The following is a 19,500-nucleotide window of genomic DNA, read 5'->3' on the forward strand; positions in this document are numbered from 1 at the left end:
TTACAGGTAGCTGCCGGTTACTGGCCAACATCGTTACTCCCGCCAAGCTCCAGACAAGCAATTTTCCCTATAAACCACACTGGTAGGAATTGCTATGTCTAATAATACAACCACTAAAAGTTCATCACGCCCACGTAAACCTATTCCACGTAAGCCTATTCCACGTAAACAACAACGTGAACAAGCTCAACAGTTTATTGATACCTTGCAAGGTGTCACTTTCCCCAACTCCCAACGTATTTACCTACAAGGCTCACGGCCAGATATTCTGGTACCGATGCGCGAAATCCAGCTCAGTCCGACACTGATTGGCGGTGGCAAAGACGCACCACGCTATGAAGATAACGAAGCCATCCCGGTGTATGACACTTCCGGCCCATATGGTGACTCAAATGCCAAACTGGATGTTCACAGCGGGCTACCCAAATTACGCGATAGCTGGATAGCTGAACGCCAGGATAGCGCCGCACTGACCTCTGTCAGCTCTGGCTTCACCCAACAACGTTTAGCCGACGAAGGCTTGGATCATTTGCGTTTTGAGCATCTGCCACACCCGAAGAAAGCCATCACAGGCAAATGCGTCACCCAACTGCATTACGCCCGTCAGGGTATCATCACGCCAGAGATGGAGTTTATCGCGCTGCGAGAAAATATGGGCCGTGAACGTATTCGCGGTGAAGTACTACGCCAGCAGCATCCAGGACAGGCTTTTGGCGCTAACCTGCCAGAAAATATCACTGCCGAATTTGTACGTCAGGAAGTGGCGGTGGGCCGAGCTATCATTCCCGCCAATATTAACCACCCAGAATCTGAGCCGATGATTATTGGTCGTAACTTTTTAGTGAAAGTGAATGCCAATATCGGTAACTCTGCGGTGACCTCCTCCATCGAAGAGGAAGTAGAAAAACTGGTGTGGTCAACCCGCTGGGGTGCAGATACCGTGATGGATTTGTCCACGGGACGCTATATCCATGAAACCCGCGAATGGATCCTGCGCAATAGCCCGGTCCCTATTGGTACCGTTCCTATCTATCAGGCATTAGAAAAAGTAAATGGTGTGGCTGAGAACCTAACCTGGGAAATGTTCCGTGACACGCTGTTGGAGCAGGCCGAGCAAGGGGTGGATTACTTTACTATCCATGCCGGTGTGTTGCTGCGTTATGTGCCGATGACCGCCAAACGCTTGACCGGTATCGTCTCCCGTGGCGGTTCAATTATGGCGAAGTGGTGCCTTTCCCATCATCAGGAAAACTTCCTGTATCAGCATTTTCGCGAAATCTGCCAGATCTGTGCGGCCTATGATGTCTCACTGTCACTGGGTGATGGTCTGCGCCCTGGTTCCATCCAGGATGCCAATGATGAAGCCCAGTTCGCTGAACTGCATACCTTGGGTGAATTGACCAAAATCGCCTGGGAATATGATGTGCAGGTGATGATTGAAGGCCCCGGTCATGTGCCGATGCAGATGATTCGCCGCAATATGACCGAAGAGTTGGAACACTGCCATGAAGCACCATTCTATACCTTAGGCCCGCTAACCACGGATATTGCGCCAGGTTATGACCATTTCACGTCAGGTATTGGGGCGGCCATGATTGGCTGGTTCGGTTGCGCCATGCTGTGTTACGTCACACCGAAAGAACATCTTGGCCTGCCTAATAAAGAGGATGTGAAACAAGGACTTATTACTTATAAAATCGCCGCCCATGCCGCAGATTTGGCCAAAGGCCACCCCGGTGCGCAGATCCGCGATAATGCCATGTCGAAAGCGCGCTTTGAATTCCGCTGGGAAGATCAGTTCAATCTGGCGCTTGATCCAGAAACCGCACGAGCCTATCACGACGAAACCCTGCCGCAGGAGTCCGGCAAAGTGGCCCACTTCTGCTCAATGTGCGGGCCGAAATTCTGCTCGATGAAAATCTCTCAGGAAGTCCGCGACTATGCCGCTACGCAAGAACAGGCTGCGGCGCAAGAGCTAGCAGCGACACAAGAAACAGCAGCCCAACCGATCGAAATTTTACAATCAGGTATGGAACAGATGTCAGCGGAGTTCCGCTCTCGCGGCAGCGAGCTGTATCACAGCCCCGTTAACCTCAAGAGCGAGGCCAATAATGAACCTGTCTAATCATGCCTCATTTTCTGCAAAGAAAGGTTTCCCTGCGACGGTACAGCGTCTTGGTCTCTATCCCGTCGTCGATAGCCTACTTTGGATAGAGCGCCTGCTTGCCGCAGGTGTAACTACAATACAACTACGTATCAAAGAGTTAGATGATGCGCAGGTAGAACAAGACATTGCCGCTGCCATAGCGTTAGGCAAACGCTATCAGGCACGCTTATTTATCAATGATTATTGGCGGCTGGCGATTAAGCATGGTGCCTATGGTGTTCATCTGGGTCAGGAAGATCTGGCAACAGCCGACTTGGCTGCGATTCAGCAAGCTGGATTACGGCTGGGCGTATCAACCCATGATGAGCAGGAACTGGCGATAGCTAAAGCTGTCCGGCCCTCTTATATCGCCATGGGTCACATCTTCCCCACACAAACCAAGCAAATGCCGTCATCACCACAAGGGTTGACGGTGCTCAAGCAGATGGTCGACAACACGCCAGACTACCCGACCGTTGCCATCGGCGGCATCAGCATTGAGCGCGTACCGGCGGTCCTGGCCACGGGTGTCGGTAGTGTAGCGGTCGTCAGTGCTATTACCCTGAGTGACGATTGGCAGCAGGCAACAGCACAATTACTGCACCTGATCGAGGGCAAGGAGCTGGCTGATGACAAACAAGCATGAGTTGAGTGACAGCGAATTCTTGCGCTACAGCCGCCAGTTATTACTGGAGGATATCGGCCCTGAGGGCCAGTTGAAGCTGAAAAGTGCCTGTGTGCTGATTATCGGCCTTGGCGGTCTTGGTTCGCCTGCTGCGCTCTATTTGGCGGCAGCCGGCGTCGGTAAGCTATTACTGGCTGATGATGACCAACTGGAACTGACCAATTTACAGCGCCAGATCCTGTATCGCACCACAGATATCAGCCAAACATCCTTTGCTAATCAAAGTAAAGCACGGTTAGCCCAGCGTCATTTGCAAAGCCTCAATCCGTTGATTGAGGTTGTCCCATTTGATACGCGGCTGCTAGGTGCGGCATTGGCCGATGCGGTAGCTAACGCTGATTTGGTGCTGGATTGCAGCGACAACATGGAGACGCGCCATCAGGTAAATGCAGCCTGTATCACCGCACAAAAACCATTAATTAGCGGTAGTGCCGTGGGATTCAGCGGGCAATTGCTGGTGATTGAGCCGCCTTATTCTCAAGGCTGCTACGCCTGTCTATATCCCGATAAAGAATTACCACAACGTAACTGCCGTACTGCTGGCGTATTGGGGCCGGTGGTCGGCGTCATTGGCACCTTGCAAGCACTGGAGGCTATCAAGATGTTGGCAGGACTGCCGTCGGCACTGAGCGGGAAATTACGCTTATTCGATGGCAAGCAGCAGAGCTGGAGCACCCTGCAACTGACTCGGGCGAAGCATTGCCCTGCCTGTGGAGGTTCACAGTGAAAACGGGTCACATACAGATTGTGCTCAATGATCAGCCGTTAGTGGTGGTGAGCAATATCACCGCTGAAATGCTGCTCAATCAGCTCAAACGCCACCAGCCGGGTACGGCTCTGGCAATTAATCAGGTCATCGTCCCCCGCACTGACTGGGAAAAATGCCAGTTACACGAGGGTGATAACATTTTGCTATTCCAAGCGATTGCCGGGGGCTGACATGCTGAAGATCGCCGATACCACTTTTACCTCACGTTTATTTACCGGTACGGGAAAATTCTCCACCCCTGAATTGATGCTGGAAGCATTGCGCGCCTCGGGGTCACAACTGATTACTATGGCGATGAAGCGGGTTGATTTACGGGCCGGGAACGATGCAATTCTTGCGCCCTTGCAACAATTAGGTGTGCGTTTGCTGCCTAATACCTCGGGGGCTAAAACTGCGCAAGAGGCTGTATTTGCCGCCCGTCTGGCGCGCGAAGCGCTGGGTACCCATTGGGTAAAATTGGAAATTCATCCCGATGTGAAGTATTTACTGCCTGACCCAATAGAAACCCTGAAAGCCGCCGAAATACTGGTCAAAGAGGGATTTGTTGTTTTGCCTTACTGTGGCGCGGACCCGGTATTGTGCAAGCGGCTGGAAGAAGCAGGCTGCGCTGCCGTCATGCCATTGGGTGCACCGATTGGCTCAAATTTGGGCTTACGTACCCGCGACTTTCTGCAAATCATTATCGAGCAGGCCAAAGTGCCCGTGGTAGTCGATGCTGGAATTGGTGCGCCAAGCCATGCGCTTGAGGCAATGGAATTGGGAGCTGATGCCGTGCTGGTCAATACCGCAATTGCCGTGGCACGCTCACCCGTGCACATGGCGCATGCTTTCCGTTTGGCGGTTGAATCCGGTGAATTGGCGCGTCAGGCTGGGCTTGGCAACCAACAGTTTGGCAAGGCCATTGCCACCAGCCCACTGACTGGCTTTCTCAGCCAGTTAGAGGAGGAGCATCATGTCTGAAGATTTCAGCCAACACTGGCAACAATTAGATTGGGATGATATTTCTCTGCGTATTAACAGTAAAACCGCCACTGATGTTGAACGGGCCATTAATGCCGTCAAACCGAATCGCGACGACTTAATGGCGTTGATTTCGCCCGCAGCACTGGCTTATCTCGAACCAATGGCGCAGAAGGCTCAACAATTAACCCGCCAGCGTTTTGGTAACACGGTGAGTTTTTATGTGCCGCTCTACCTTTCTAATCTGTGTGCTAATGATTGCACTTATTGTGGTTTCTCGATGAGCAATCGCATCAAGCGCAAAACCTTAGATGAAGCAGAAATCATCCGTGAGTGTGATGCTATCAAAGCGCTAGGCTTTGAACATCTGCTACTGGTCACTGGTGAACATCAGGCAAAAGTAGGAATGGATTACTTTCGTCGTCACTTCCCAGTCATCCGTAGTCGATTCAGTTCACTGATGATGGAAGTTCAACCATTGGCGCAAGAAGAGTATGCGGAGCTAAAAACGTTGGGATTAGACGGTGTGATGGTTTATCAGGAAACCTATCACCCAGCGACTTACCAGCAACATCACTTGCGCGGGCATAAGCAAGATTTTCACTGGCGACTGGCAACCCCAGATCGTCTCGGTCGGGCTGGGATCGACAAGATCGGACTAGGTGCGTTGATCGGGCTGTCTAATAGTTGGCGCACTGACTGTTATATGCTGGCGGAGCATCTGTTTTATCTGCAACAGACCTATTGGCAAAGTCGCTACTCTATTTCGTTCCCACGACTACGACCTTGTGCGGGCGGTATCGAGCCAGCATCTCTGATGAGTGAGCCGCAACTGCTGCAATTGATCTGTGCTTTTAGATTGTTTGCCCCGGATGTGGAACTGTCGCTATCTACCCGTGAATCACCTTTCTTCCGCGACAATGTCATTCCGGTCGCGATTAATAATGTCAGTGCGGGTTCCAAAACTCAGCCTGGTGGGTATGCAGATAATCATCCAGAACTTGAGCAATTCGCTCCGCATGATAATCGCACACCAGAGCAGGTAGCACAGGCATTGACACGGGCGGGGTTACAGCCGGTGTGGAAGGATTGGGATCGCCATTTAGGGCGTTCTCTGCAATAAACCGATCGTTTAAATCCTAAAAAAAGCAAAAAAAAACCGCCCCATAAGGAGCGGTTTTTACGTTGGTGAGCAACAAAGAGATTAGTCTTTGCTGTTACCAAAACCGGCGTTAAGCAATTCAGCCAGGTTAGCCGTTGCTTCATCCGCGCTAACTTGCGGTACAACAGGAACTTCACCCAGAGCTTTACGGCGTGCACGATCCTGATGATAAGCGTAACCGGTACCGGCTGGGATCAGACGGCCCACGATTACGTTTTCTTTCAGGCCACGCAGTTCATCACGTTTACCGGCAACTGCCGCTTCAGTAAGAACGCGCGTGGTTTCCTGGAACGAAGCCGCAGAGATGAAGGACTCGGTCGCCAAGGATGCCTTGGTGATACCCAGCAGGTCACGCGTGAACGTAGCCTCGATTTTGCCTTCGGCTGCCAGCTTACGGTTAGCGATTTTAACGCGAGACATTTCTGCCTGCTCGCCTTCCAGGAAGTCAGTGCTACCTGAGTCAACGATGGTGCCTTTACGCAACATCTGACGAACGATAACTTCGATGTGTTTATCGTTAATCTTAACGCCTTGCAGACGGTAAACTTCCTGCACTTCGTTGGTGATGTAACGGGTAACCGCGTGAACGCCACGCAGACGCAGAATGTCATGTGGAGATTCTGGGCCGTCGGATACCACGTCACCGCGTTCTACAATTTCACCTTCGAACACGTTGAGCTGACGCCATTTCGGAATCATCTCTTCGTATGCATCGCTACCATCCAACGGTGAGATAACCAGACGACGTTTGCCTTTGGTCTCTTTACCGAACGAGATGATCCCGCTGATTTCAGCCAGGATTGCAGGCTCTTTCGGACGACGTGCTTCGAACAAGTCAGCAACACGTGGCAGACCACCGGTAATATCCTTGGTACCGCTTGATTCCTGAGGAATACGCGCCAGGGTATCACCTGCACCGATCTGAATGCCGTCTTCCAGCTGTACAATCGTTTTACCTGGCAGGAAGTATTGAGCAGGCATATCAGTACCTGGGATCAATACATCGTCGCCTTTGGCGTCAACGATTTTCAGTGCCGGACGCAGGTCTTTACCGCTACCGGTACGCTCTGCACTATCCAGTACTACCAGAGAAGACAAACCAGTCAGTTCGTCGGTCTGGCGGGTAATGGTCTGGCCGTCAACCATGTCCGCGAAGCGAATGAAACCGCTCACTTCGGTCACAACTGGCATGATGTGCGGATCCCAGTTAGCAACGGTTTCGCCGCCCTGGACTTCTGCGCCATCGCCTTTAGCCATTACAGCACCGTAAGGCACTTTGTAGCTTTCTTTAGTACGACCGAATTCGTCGATCAGCTTCAGCTCGGTATTACGAGAAGTAATAACCAGCTTGCCCGCTGCATTGGTAACGAACTTGACGTTGCTCAGTTTCAAGCTGCCTTTGTTCTTAACCTGAATGCTAGACTCTGCTGCCGCACGAGATGCCGCACCACCGATGTGGAACGTACGCATCGTAAGCTGGGTACCCGGCTCACCGATTGACTGTGCTGCAATAACACCAACTGCTTCACCTTTGTTGATGATGTGACCACGTGCCAGGTCGCGACCATAGCAGTTTGCACACACACCAAAGTCAGTTTCACAGCTTACTACTGAACGAACTTTAACGCTGTCGACGGAGTTTTCTTCTAACAGATCACACCATTTTTCGTCCAACAGGGTGTTACGCGGAACCAGAATATCAGCCGTACCCGGCTTGATAACTTCTTCTGCGGTCACACGACCCAGAACGCGATCGCGCAGTGGCTCTTTAACATCACCACCTTCGATAACCGGGGTCATCACGATACCGTTATGGGTACCACAATCGTCTTCGGTTACCACCAGATCCTGTGCCACGTCAACCAAACGACGGGTCAGGTAACCGGAGTTCGCAGTTTTCAATGCGGTATCCGCCAAACCTTTACGCGCACCGTGGGTTGAGATGAAGTACTGAAGTACGTTCAAACCTTCACGGAAGTTCGCAGTGATTGGCGTTTCAATGATCGAACCATCTGGCTTGGCCATCAGACCACGCATCCCTGCCAGCTGACGAATCTGTGCAGCAGAACCACGCGCACCGGAGTCGGCCATCATAAAGATGCTGTTGAATGACACTTGCTGTTCGACAACGCCGTCACGGTTGACAACATCTTCTACAGACAAGTTATCCATCATCGCCTTGGCAACACGTTCGTTAGCCGCGGCCCAGATATCGATCACTTTGTTATAACGTTCGCCTGCGGTTACCAGACCAGATTGGAACTGCTCCTGGATCTCGGCAACTTCAGTTTCAGCTTCTTCGATGATCCCTGCTTTCGCTTCTGGGATAACCATGTCATCGATACCTACAGAGGCGCCTGAGCGTGCTGCGTAAGCAAAACCGGTGTACATGATCTGGTCAGCAAAGATAACCGTTGGCTTCAAGCCCAGGATGCGGTAACAGGTGTTCAGCATCTTGGAGATAGCTTTCTTGCCCAGCGGCTGGTTCACGATAGAGTAAGGCAGGCCTTTCGGGACGATCATCCACAAAATAGCACGGCCAACTGTCGTATCGATGATGCTGGTGCGCGTAATGCTTTCGCCTTCGACATTACGAATTTCTTCAGTAATACGTACTTTTACGCGAGCATGTAGCGATGCCAGGCCACCACGATAAATACGTTCAGCTTCTTTCGGGCCAGTCAGAACCATGCCTTCGCCTTTGGCGTTAACACAGTCGCGGGTCATGTAATACAGACCCAATACAACGTCCTGAGAAGGAACGATGATTGGCTCGCCGTTCGCTGGTGACAGGATGTTGTTGGTAGACATCATCAACGCACGCGCTTCTAACTGAGCTTCCAGTGTCAGCGGTACGTGAACAGCCATTTGGTCACCATCGAAGTCGGCGTTATATGCCGCACAAACCAATGGGTGCAACTGGATTGCCTTACCTTCGATCAGAACCGGTTCAAACGCCTGGATACCCAAACGGTGAAGGGTTGGTGCACGGTTCAGCAGCACTGGGTGTTCGCGGATAACTTCATCCAGGATATCCCAAACCACAGCTTCTTCACGCTCAACCATCTTCTTGGCGGCTTTAATGGTGGTAGCAAGACCACGCAATTCCAGCTTGCCGTAGATGAACGGTTTGAACAGCTCAAGAGCCATTTTCTTAGGCAGACCGCACTGATGCAGACGCAGGTATGGACCAACGGTGATAACCGAACGACCTGAGTAGTCAACACGTTTACCCAGCAAGTTCTGACGGAAACGACCTTGCTTACCTTTGATCATGTCAGCCAGTGACTTCAACGGACGCTTGTTAGAGCCGGTAATCGCACGACCGCGACGGCCGTTATCCAGCAATGCATCTACTGCTTCTTGCAGCATACGCTTTTCGTTACGTACGATGATGTCAGGAGCCGCCAAGTCCAGCAGGCGCTTCAAACGGTTGTTACGGTTGATCACGCGACGATACAAATCGTTCAGATCAGAAGTCGCAAAACGACCACCATCCAACGGAACCAATGGACGCAAGTCTGGCGGCAACACAGGCAGCACGGTCAGGATCATCCACTCTGGCTTATTGCCAGACTGTACGAACGCTTCCAGCAGCTTGATACGCTTAGTCAGCTTCTTACGCTTGGTTTCAGAATTTGTTTCGTTCAATTCTTCACGCAGGATCTCGCACTCAGCTTCCAGATCCATGTTTTTCAACAGGGCCTGAATCGCCTCGGCGCCCATTTTCGCGTCGAACTCATCACCAAACTCTTCCAACGCGTCCAGATACTGCTCTTCAGTCAGGATCTGACGACGTTCCAGGTTGGTCATACCGCCTTCAACAACCACATAGGATTCGAAGTACAGTACACGTTCGATGTCACGTAATGGCATATCCAGCAGTAAACCGATGCGGGATGGCAGCGATTTCAGGAACCAGATGTGCGCAGTTGGAGAAGCCAGTTCGATGTGACCCATACGCTCACGGCGCACTTTGGTTTGAGTCACTTCAACGCCGCATTTCTCACAAATAACACCACGGTGTTTCAAACGCTTGTACTTACCGCACAGGCATTCGTAATCTTTTACTGGGCCAAAGATACGGGCACAGAAAAGGCCGTCACGTTCTGGTTTGAACGTACGGTAGTTAATGGTTTCCGGCTTTTTAACTTCACCGAACGACCATGAACGGATCATGTCTGGCGATGCCAGAGCAATTTTGATCGCATCAAACTCTTCGGTCTTAGTTTGCGCTTTCAGAAACTTTAATAAGTCTTTCACGGATTGGCTCCTGTCGGAGTTAGACCTGATAGGCGCTCAAACGAAATTTGAGCGCCCCTGTGACCAGTACGAACCACCAGCAGACTCCCGGCTGTAAGAGTCTGCCGTCTGGCGAAGAGTTACTCTTCTTCCAGCTCGATATTGATGCCCAGCGAGCGGATTTCTTTCAACAATACGTTGAAGGACTCCGGCATGCCTGGTTCCATACGGTGATCGCCATCCACGATGTTTTTGTACATCTTGGTACGGCCGTTTACATCGTCGGACTTGACGGTAAGCATTTCCTGCAATGTGTACGCGGCGCCATAAGCTTCCAACGCCCACACTTCCATCTCACCGAAGCGCTGACCACCGAACTGAGCCTTACCACCCAGCGGCTGCTGAGTAACCAGGCTGTAAGAACCGGTAGAACGCGCATGCATCTTGTCATCAACCAAGTGGTTCAGTTTCAGCATGTACATGTAGCCGACAGTAACCTGACGTTCGAATTGCTCGCCGGTACGGCCGTCAAACAGAGTAATCTGACCAGAAGTTGGCAGACCACCTAGCTGTAACAGTTCCTTGATCTCTTTCTCTGTCGCGCCATCGAAGACTGGTGTTGCAATTGGCATACCTTTTTTCAGGTTCTCAGCCAGACGCAATACTTCGTCATCGGTGAAGGTGCTCAGATCAACTTTCTGACAAACGTTGTCGCCCAGATCGTAGGCTTTCTGGATGAACTCACGCAGTTTGGCAACTTCTTCCTGCTTCTTCAGCATGGCGTTGATTTTCTCGCCAATGCCTTTCGCTGCCATCCCTAAGTGGGTTTCCAAAATCTGACCGATGTTCATACGCGATGGTACGCCCAGCGGGTTCAGAACGATGTCTACCGGCGTACCGTTTTCATCGTAAGGCATATCTTCGATCGGGTTAATCTTGGAGATAACACCTTTGTTACCGTGACGACCGGCCATCTTGTCACCCGGTTGAATCTGACGTTTAACCGCCAAATACACCTTGACGATCTTCAGCACGCCTGGTGCCAAATCATCACCTTGGGTGATCTTACGACGCTTGGCATCCATCTTCTTCTCGAATTCGGATTTCATTTCGTCGTACTGCTCTGCCAACTGTTCCAGTTGGTTTTGCTTGTCTTCGTCGGTCAGGCCCAGTTCGAGCCAACGATCACGTGGTAACTTGCTCAGCTTGTCAGCTTCGATGCCACCAGAAACCAGTACTGCATGGATACGTGCAAACAGGCCCGCTTCCAGGATCTGCAACTCTTCAGTCAGGTCTTTCTTAGCCTGCTTCAGTTGCATCTCTTCGATTTCTAACGCACGTTTGTCTTTTTCTACACCGTCGCGAGTAAAGACTTGTACGTCAATAACCGTACCGGAAACACCGTTTGGTACACGCAGAGAAGAGTCTTTAACATCAGACGCTTTCTCACCGAAGATCGCACGTAACAGCTTCTCTTCTGGCGTCAGTTGGGTTTCACCTTTAGGTGTTACCTTACCAACCAGAATGTCGCCGCCAGTCACTTCAGCACCGATATACACGATACCGGACTCATCCAGTTTGGACAGTGCAGCTTCACCCACGTTCGGGATATCAGCCGTTATCTCTTCTGGCCCCAGCTTGGTGTCACGGGACACACAGGCCAGTTCTTGAATGTGGATGGTGGTGAAGCGATCTTCTTGTACCACGCGCTCGGAGACCAAGATGGAGTCTTCGAAGTTGTAACCGTTCCAAGGCATGAACGCTACGCGCATGTTCTGACCCAATGCCAGTTCGCCCAGGTCTGTTGATGGGCCATCTGCCAGCACGTCGCCGCGCTCGATTGGCTCACCCAGATTCACACACGGCATCTGGTTGATACAGGTGTTCTGGTTAGAACGGGTGTATTTAGTCAGGTTATAAATATCAATGCCTGCTTCGCCCGGATACATTTCGTCTTCGTTAACTTTAATAACGATACGGGATGCATCTACGTATTGAACCGTACCGCCACGTTTGGCTACAGAGGTTACCCCTGAGTCAACCGCTACTGCACGTTCCATACCAGTACCCACCAGCGGCTTATCAGCACGCAGAGTAGGAACCGCCTGACGTTGCATGTTCGCACCCATCAATGCACGGTTGGCGTCATCGTGTTCCAGGAATGGAATCAGAGAAGCACCAACAGACACCACCTGTTGAGTGGAAACGTCCATATAGTCAACTTGGTCGCGGCTAAACAGGCTTGATTCGCCTTTGCTACGACAAGTGACCAAGTCTTCAATGAAGCGGCCGTCTTCGTCCAGGTTGGAGTTCGCCTGAGCGATAACGAAATTGCCTTCTTCAATAGCAGACAGGTAGTTAATTTCATCGGTCACCACACCATCGCGCACGCGACGATAAGGTGTTTCCAGGAAACCATACTCGTTGGTCTGTGCGTAGACAGACAAGGAGTTGATCAGACCGATGTTTGGACCTTCTGGCGTTTCGATTGGACATACGCGACCGTAGTGAGTCGGGTGTACGTCTCGAACTTCAAAGCCAGCACGTTCACGGGTCAAACCGCCCGGGCCCAATGCAGAGATACGGCGTTTATGCGTAATCTCAGACAACGGGTTGTTCTGGTCCATAAATTGTGACAACTGGCTGGAACCGAAGAACTCTTTCACCGCCGCCGAAATCGGCTTAGCGTTGATCATGTCCTGAGGCATCAGAGTGTCGAGGTCGCCCAGAGACAAACGCTCTTTAACTGCACGCTCAACACGAACCAGACCTACACGGAACTGGTTTTCAGCCATTTCACCAACGGAACGAATACGACGGTTGCCCAAGTGGTCGATATCATCCACTTCGCCGCGACCATTACGGATATCGATGAGCTTTTTCATCACTTCGGTGATGTCTTCTTTGCTCAGGATACCGGAACCTTCGATTTCGTCACGCAGCAGAGAACGGTTGAACTTCATCCGGCCAACCGCTGACAAATCATAGCGGTCTTCAGAGAAGAACAGGTTCTCAAACAGATTTTCAGCAGCTTCGCGTGTTGGTGGCTCACCAGGACGCATCATGCGATAGATCTCAACCAAGGCGCTCAGACGATCGCTGGTTGGGTCAACACGCAGGGTCTCGGAGATATAAGCACCGTGATCCAGATCGTTGGTGAACAATGTTTCGATGTGCTTGTGGCCAGACTGGCTCAGTTTAGCCAGCAAATCCAGTGACAGCTCCATGTTGGCTGCACAGATAAGCTCACCGGTGTTCGTATCGATATAGTCTTTTGCAACTACTTTACCGGCAATGTATTCAACCGGAACTTCGATGCGATCAATGCCGTCTTTTTCAAGCTGGCGAATATGACGTGCAGTAATACGGCGCGCTTTCTCGACGTAAACCTTGCCATTCGCTTCAATATCAAAGGATGCCGTTTCACCGCGCAGGCGCTCTGGAACTAATTCCATCTGCAGCTTGTTGTCACGAATCTCAAAGACCACTTTCTCGAAGAACAGATCCAAGATCTGTGCAGTGGTGAAACTCAATGCGCGCAGAATGATGGTTGCAGGCAATTTACGACGACGGTCGATACGGACAAACAGGTTGTCTTTCGGGTCAAACTCGAAATCTAACCATGAACCGCGGTAAGGGATGATACGTGCGTTGTACAGCACTTTACCCGATGAATGGGTTTTACCCTTATCACTGTCAAAGAATACGCCAGGGCTACGGTGTAGCTGAGATACGATAACCCTCTCAGTACCGTTAATGACAAAGGTACCGTTTTCGGTCATGAGTGGAATTTCACCCATGTAGACTTCTTGTTCTTTGATGTCTTTGACCGTACCTTCAGGAGCTTCGCGCTCATAGATTACCAGACGCAGCTTAACGCGTAGCGGTGCGGAATAGGTCACACCACGGATCTGGCACTCTTTAACATCAAATACAGGTTCACCAAGACGGTAGCTAACGTATTGCAGCTCCGAATTGCCACTGTAGCTCTGAATTGGAAAAACAGAACGGAATGCTGCTTCCAGACCGTGCTGCCCTTCGGGATCTTGCTCGATGAATTTCTGGAACGAGTCAAGTTGGATAGAAAGGAGATAAGGTATGTCCAGAACTTGTGGACGTTTACCAAAATCCTTACGAATACGTTTTTTCTCGGTATAGGAGTAAACCATAGGGTTCCTCAGCTCGCTGAAAAGTCGACCCACTCTGTCTGCCCTGAACATAGGACAGTTCATGCAACACTATTATTTAGAGAGAAGTTGAAACACTTCTCGAAATACTCTTTTCTATCACTCTTAAACCATTTCATCGCGTTACTTTGACTACCGAGCTACCCGAGTGGGTCGTAGCTGAGAACGCAGTATATTAAGTCGTAAATAGAAAGGAATATTGGGGGTTAGTCAGCCGCTAAACAGTGTGAAATGCGACTAACGCCCTACAGCGCAAAAAGGCTGATGACTAAAAAGTCACCAGCCATCAGCCTATAAGTTAGGCTGCGAACTCAAAGCTAAACTTACTTGATCTCAACAGAAGCACCAGCTTCTTCCAGAGATTTTTTCAGAGACTCAGCTTCGTCTTTGTTCACGCCTTCTTTCAGAACTGCAGGTGCAGACTCAACCAGGTCTTTAGCTTCTTTCAAGCCCAGACCAGTTGCGCCGCGAACAGCTTTGATTACTGCAACTTTGTTGTCGCCGAATGAAGCCAGAACAACGTTGAATTCAGTTTGTTCTTCTACAGCTTCAGCAGCAGCAGCAGGACCTGCAGCAACAGCAGCAGCTGAAACGCCGAATTTCTCTTCCATAGCAGAGATCAGTTCAACGATTTCCATTACAGACAGAGCTGCAACGCCTTCCAGAATTTGGTCTTTAGTGATAGTTGACATAACAAGTGTTCCTAAAATACAGAAATAGTTTATACGTTAAAAAGCAGTGACTGACAAAAGTGAGGGCGATTAAGCCGCTTCAGCTTCTTTCTGATCACGCAGCGCAGCCAGAGTACGAACCAATTTGCCAGCAGCGGCTTCTTTCATGGTTCCCATCAGACGTGCGATTGCTTCTTCGTAGGTTGGCAGAGTTGCCAGGCGGTCGATCTGAGCCGCAGGGATTAACTCGCCTTCAAAGGCTGCTGCTTTAACCTCAAATTTTGCATTATCTTTAGCAAATGCTTTGAACAGACGAGCAGCTGCGCCCGGGTGTTCAGAAGAGAATGCGATCAAGGTTGGACCAACAAACGTGTCTTTCAGGCATTCGAATTGAGTGCCTTCAACAATGCGGCACAGCAAGGTGTTACGAACAACTTGCATGTGAACGCCAGCTTCACGACCTGCTTTACGCAGTTCAGTCATTTTGTCAACGGTAACGCCACGAGAATCCGCAACAACCGCAGACAGCGCACCTTTGGCTACTTCTTTAACTTCAGCAACAATCGCTTGTTTGCCTTGAAGATTTAGTGCCATTAGTTCTTGCTCCTGGATTAACCGGAGAGTAATTCCCCGGAACTCACGTCACCCAATCCACTACAAAATGCAATGAACGGGCGTTGAAACACGGTGAGCAGAATTCAGCAAGGACAATTCTTTATAGGAAAGAAAAAAATGCTTTAGGTTCTGTCACCGTCTACGCAGGAAATTAAGTGTCTTACGACACACCTGCGGTCTTGGACGGAGGCTTGGATAAGGCCAAGCTCCAACCGAAAATTCTGGTGTTCTGCTGATAAGTAACCCCATCAACAGAAGCATGGGCGTAAGATTCTAGACAAACCTTACACCCACGTAAAGCGATAAAATCAATTCGTGATTAGATCACTACTGCTGACAGACCGCTTTGATCGATTGCAACGCCAGCACCCATGGTGGTGGAGAGGCTGATTTTCTTGATATAAACGCCTTTCGCTGTAGCAGGTTTAGCACGCTTCAGCGCAACAACCAGAGATTCTAAGTTTTCTCTCAACTTATCTGAGTCGAAATCAACTTTACCAATGGTAGTGTGGATAATACCGTTTTTGTCGTTGCGATAACGAACCTGACCTGCTTTAGCATTCTTAACTGCTTCAGCAACGTTAGGAGTAACAGTACCCACTTTAGGGTTAGGCATCAGGCCACGTGGGCCCAAGATTTGGCCCAATTGACCTACAACGCGCATTGCATCTGGGGAAGCAATAACAACGTCGAAGTTCATTTCGCCTTTCTTGATCATATCAGCCAGATCTTCCATACCTACCAATTCAGCGCCTGCTTCTTTCGCAGCTTCAGCGTTTGCACCCTGAGCGAAAACAGCAACGCGTACTGAACGGCCAGTACCATGTGGCAACACAGTTGCACCACGAACGTTCTGGTCAGATTTACGTGCGTCGATACCGAGATTAACGGCAACGTCTACACTTTCTACGAATTTAGCAGTAGCCAGCTCTTTCAGCAGGGCAACAGCTTCGTTGATATCGTATTGCTTAGTCACATCAACTTTGTCACGGATCACGCGCATGCGCTTGGTCAGCTTAGCCATTTATTAACCCTCCACTACCAGGCCCATGGAACGAGCAGTACCTTCGATTGAACGCATCATGTCGTCAATTGAAGCACCAGTCATATCCGCAGCTTTGGTTTCTGCGATTTCACGGACCTGAGCACCGGTCACAGTCCCTACTTTGTCTTTGTTCGGCTTGCCAGAACCAGACTTAATACCTGCCGCTTTTTTCAGCAGAACTGCTGCTGGCGGGGTTTTAGTAACGAAAGTGAAAGAGCGATCAGAATAAACAGTAATAACAACAGGGATCGGCAGGCCTTTTTCAATGCTTTCAGTCTTAGCATTGAACGCTTTACAGAATTCCATGATGTTAACACCCTGCTGACCCAAAGCTGGACCAACTGGTGGACTTGGGTTCGCCATACCAGCTGCTACTTGCAGCTTGACATAGGCTTGTACTTTCTTAGCCATTTACGATTTCCTCGATTTGGGTAGTATCGCCTCGCGTTCGAGGCTCCCCGTGTTTTGTCTCGCTATTATTTACGATGAAATAAGTTGCCACGGATGACAAAAGCAAGACATCTAAAAACAAAAGGCGCGAAATTATATTTTAATTTCGCGCCTAAGACAAGACTCAAATTTCAATCACTGCTGAAAAATGAATCAGCCTTTTTCTACCTGACTGAAATCCAGCTCGACCGGTGTTGCACGGCCAAAGATAGAAACAGATACTTTCAGGCGGCTCTTCTCGTAGTCCACTTCTTCAACAACACCGTTAAAGTCGGCAAATGGACCATCGCTGACACGCACCAGTTCACCTGGTTCAAACAGTGTTTTAGGACGTGGTTTATCACCCACTTGTTGAAGACGATTCATAATCGCATCAACTTCTTTATCACTGATTGGTGCAGGGCGATCGGATGTACCACCGATAAAGCCCATAACACGTGGCACGCTACGCACTAAGTGCCAGCTGGCATCGTTCATCACCATCTGGACCAGTACATAGCCTGGGAAGAATTTGCGTTCACTTTTACGACGTTGACCACCACGAATTTCGACGACTTCTTCCGTTGGAACCATGACTTCGCCAAACAGCTCTTCCATGTCATGTAACTTGATATGCTCACGCAGCGATTGAGCTACGCGGCCTTCAAAACCGGAAAACGCCTGAACGACGTACCAACGCTTTTTTGGTGCTTCAGACATCTTAGAACCTCAGGCCAGTAATAAATGATACCAGGCGGACTAGGATACCATCTAGCCCCCATAGAATCAGTGACATTACAGCAGTTACCGCAGCAACGATTAACGTTGTATGCAGAGTTTCCTGACGGGTAGGCCAAATCACTTTACGCACTTCCGTGCGTGCTTCACGAGCAAACGCTACAGTGGCTTTACCTTTTGCCGTCATCAATGCAACAGCACCGGCAACAGCGATAATTACTACAACTGCCAACGCACGCAACGGCAGGCTGTAATCACGGAAATAATAGTTACCAACAATAGCTGTAACTAATAATACAGCAACGATTAGCCATTTAGCCGTTTCCAGGCCGCGTCCGCTCCCTGGAGCCTCGGTATTCGCACTCATAAACCAACCTGTCACTATGATTCAGAACAACAACTTTGCTTCGCATCGCAAAGCAAACCAAGCCGAAGGATGCTCTAGAGACTCTCTAATCGGCACCACTCGGCACTATTCGCCGTATTTCCAGAGCCCATCTCACCAGTAATTATGATGAAAAAACCACTGATGAGATAGGTTCTAGCATGACAACGTAGAAAAAGGGCATCAAATGATGCCCTTTTATCGCATGTCGCGTCAAATCTTATTCAATGACTTTAGCAACAACGCCAGCACCTACCGTACGGCCGCCTTCACGAATTGCGAAACGCAGACCGTCATCCATTGCGATAGGCGCAATCAGGTTAACAATCATTTGAATGTTATCACCTGGCATCACCATCTCAACGCCGTCTGGCAATTCAATAGTACCGGTTACATCCGTTGTACGGAAGTAGAACTGAGGACGGTAACCTTTGAAGAACGGAGTATGACGGCCGCCTTCGTCTTTGCTCAGAATATAAACTTCTGATTCGAATTTAGTATGTGGCTTGATAGAACCTGGCTTAGCTAATACCTGACCACGCTGTACGTCATCACGTTTAGTACCACGCAGCAGAACACCAACGTTCTCACCCGCGCGGCCTTCGTCCAGCAGTTTGCGGAACATTTCAACGCCAGTACATGTTGTTCTAATGGTATCGATAATACCAACGATTTCAACTTCTTCACCAACTTTAACAATGCCACGCTCTACACGGCCAGTGACGACTGTACCACGGCCTGAGATAGAGAATACGTCTTCGATTGGCAGCAGGAATGGTCTATCGATTGCACGCTCAGGCTGTGGGATGTAGCTATCCAGTGCCTCAGCTAATTCAATAATTTTTGCTTCCCACTCTGGCTCGCCTTCTAACGCTTTCAGCGCTGAACCACGGATAACGGGAGTATCGTCGCCAGGGAAATCATATTGAGACAGAAGTTCGCGGACTTCCATTTCTACCAATTCCAGCAATTCTTCATCGTCAACCATGTCACACTTGTTCAGGAAGACCAGGATGTAAGGAACACCAACCTGACGACCTAACAAGATGTGCTCGCGAGTCTGTGGCATCGGGCCATCAGTTGCAGCAACAACCAAAATCGCGCCGTCCATCTGAGCAGCACCGGTTATCATGTTTTTAACGTAGTCGGCATGCCCTGGGCAGTCAACGTGCGCATAGTGGCGCGACGGGGTGTCATATTCAACATGTGATGTGTTGATGGTGATACCACGCGCTTTCTCTTCCGGAGCGTTGTCGATCTGGTCGAATGCACGAGCACTACCGCCGTAGGTTTTAGCCAGTACGGTGGTGATTGCAGCAGTTAGGGTAGTTTTACCATGGTCAACGTGGCCAATAGTACCCACATTAACGTGCGGTTTTGTACGTTCAAACTTTTCTTTAGACATCGATTGTCCCTCTAAGACACGGAATCGGTGGTTTCACCACATCACCAAGCGCATGCTTGCT

General features: G+C 50.0%; 15 protein-coding genes. 6 read left to right on the forward strand and 9 right to left on the reverse strand.

The genetic code is table 11. The annotated features are described in order from the left end of the window. The first annotated feature begins 94 nt into the window (after nt 1–94). From thiC to thiH, 6 genes are read left to right on the forward strand one after another with little or no spacing between them, the layout of a single operon-like run. Nucleotides 95–2,125, forward strand: a complete 2,031-nt coding sequence (gene thiC, locus V1956_RS00470) for a phosphomethylpyrimidine synthase ThiC (protein WP_420074422.1) — start codon at nt 95–97, stop codon at nt 2,123–2,125. Beyond that, nucleotides 2,112–2,792 (forward strand): thiamine phosphate synthase, encoded by a 681-nt coding sequence (gene thiE / locus V1956_RS00475; protein WP_372560014.1) that lies wholly within the window; start codon nt 2,112–2,114, stop codon nt 2,790–2,792. Before thiC ends, thiE begins: the two co-directional genes overlap by 14 nt. Beyond that, nucleotides 2,776–3,558 carry a HesA/MoeB/ThiF family protein gene (locus V1956_RS00480; protein ID WP_420074421.1) on the forward strand — a complete coding sequence of 261 codons (783 nt, stop codon included), beginning with the start codon at nt 2,776–2,778 and terminating at the stop codon, nt 3,556–3,558. The genes thiE and V1956_RS00480 overlap by 17 nt, the downstream gene beginning before the upstream one ends. Beyond that, a complete protein-coding gene (gene thiS / locus V1956_RS00485) occupies nt 3,555–3,770 on the forward strand; it encodes a sulfur carrier protein ThiS (protein WP_372560016.1) in 216 nt (71 codons plus the stop codon). The genes V1956_RS00480 and thiS overlap by 4 nt, the downstream gene beginning before the upstream one ends. A 1-nt stretch (nt 3,771) precedes the next feature. After that, a complete protein-coding gene (locus tag V1956_RS00490) occupies nt 3,772–4,560 on the forward strand; it encodes a thiazole synthase (RefSeq protein WP_372560017.1) in 789 nt (262 codons plus the stop codon). Beyond that, nucleotides 4,553–5,683 (forward strand): 2-iminoacetate synthase ThiH, encoded by a 1,131-nt coding sequence (thiH, locus tag V1956_RS00495; RefSeq protein ID WP_420071225.1) that lies wholly within the window; start codon nt 4,553–4,555, stop codon nt 5,681–5,683. The genes V1956_RS00490 and thiH overlap by 8 nt, the downstream gene beginning before the upstream one ends. Before the next feature lie 81 nt (nt 5,684–5,764). Here the strand turns inward: thiH and rpoC are convergent, their stop codons facing one another. The 9 genes from rpoC to tuf form a co-directional block, all read right to left on the reverse strand. Continuing rightward, a complete protein-coding gene (gene rpoC, locus V1956_RS00500; protein ID WP_005192331.1) occupies nt 5,765–9,985 on the reverse strand; it encodes a DNA-directed RNA polymerase subunit beta' in 4,221 nt (1,406 codons plus the stop codon). A gap of 119 nt (nt 9,986–10,104) precedes the next feature. Next, nucleotides 10,105–14,133, reverse strand: a complete 4,029-nt coding sequence (gene rpoB / locus V1956_RS00505; RefSeq protein ID WP_083162047.1) for a DNA-directed RNA polymerase subunit beta — start codon at nt 14,131–14,133, stop codon at nt 10,105–10,107. Nucleotides 14,134–14,474: 341 nt separating this feature from the next. Continuing rightward, on the reverse strand, nt 14,475–14,843 hold the full coding sequence (gene rplL, locus V1956_RS00510) for a 50S ribosomal protein L7/L12 (RefSeq protein WP_004876762.1): 369 nt from the start codon (nt 14,841–14,843) through the stop codon (nt 14,475–14,477). A gap of 69 nt (nt 14,844–14,912) precedes the next feature. Then, nucleotides 14,913–15,416 carry a 50S ribosomal protein L10 gene (rplJ, locus tag V1956_RS00515; protein WP_083162045.1) on the reverse strand — a complete coding sequence of 168 codons (504 nt, stop codon included), beginning with the start codon at nt 15,414–15,416 and terminating at the stop codon, nt 14,913–14,915. Nucleotides 15,417–15,756: 340 nt separating this feature from the next. Continuing rightward, complete coding sequence (gene rplA, locus V1956_RS00520; protein ID WP_049614735.1) at nt 15,757–16,461, reverse strand: 50S ribosomal protein L1; 705 nt, start codon at nt 16,459–16,461, stop codon at nt 15,757–15,759. Between the two features lie 3 nt (nt 16,462–16,464). After that, complete coding sequence (gene rplK, locus V1956_RS00525) at nt 16,465–16,893, reverse strand: 50S ribosomal protein L11 (RefSeq protein ID WP_004712403.1); 429 nt, start codon at nt 16,891–16,893, stop codon at nt 16,465–16,467. Between the two features lie 192 nt (nt 16,894–17,085). Continuing rightward, on the reverse strand, nt 17,086–17,631 hold the full coding sequence (gene nusG, locus V1956_RS00530; protein WP_002210671.1) for a transcription termination/antitermination protein NusG: 546 nt from the start codon (nt 17,629–17,631) through the stop codon (nt 17,086–17,088). A gap of 1 nt (nt 17,632) precedes the next feature. After that, the gene (gene secE, locus V1956_RS00535) at nt 17,633–18,016 is read right to left on the reverse strand and encodes a preprotein translocase subunit SecE (RefSeq protein WP_005192343.1); all 384 of its coding nucleotides are present in this window, start codon (nt 18,014–18,016) and stop codon (nt 17,633–17,635) included. 238 nt (nt 18,017–18,254) lie between these two features. Next, entirely contained in the window at nt 18,255–19,439 is a 1,185-nt protein-coding gene (gene tuf / locus V1956_RS00540) for an elongation factor Tu (protein WP_042568960.1), read from the reverse strand. Between the last annotated feature and the right edge of the window lie 61 nt (nt 19,440–19,500).

This window comes from Yersinia sp. 2540 StPb PI (assembly GCF_052217165.1).
In the GTDB taxonomy this organism is placed as follows: domain Bacteria; phylum Pseudomonadota; class Gammaproteobacteria; order Enterobacterales; family Enterobacteriaceae; genus Yersinia; species Yersinia enterocolitica_E.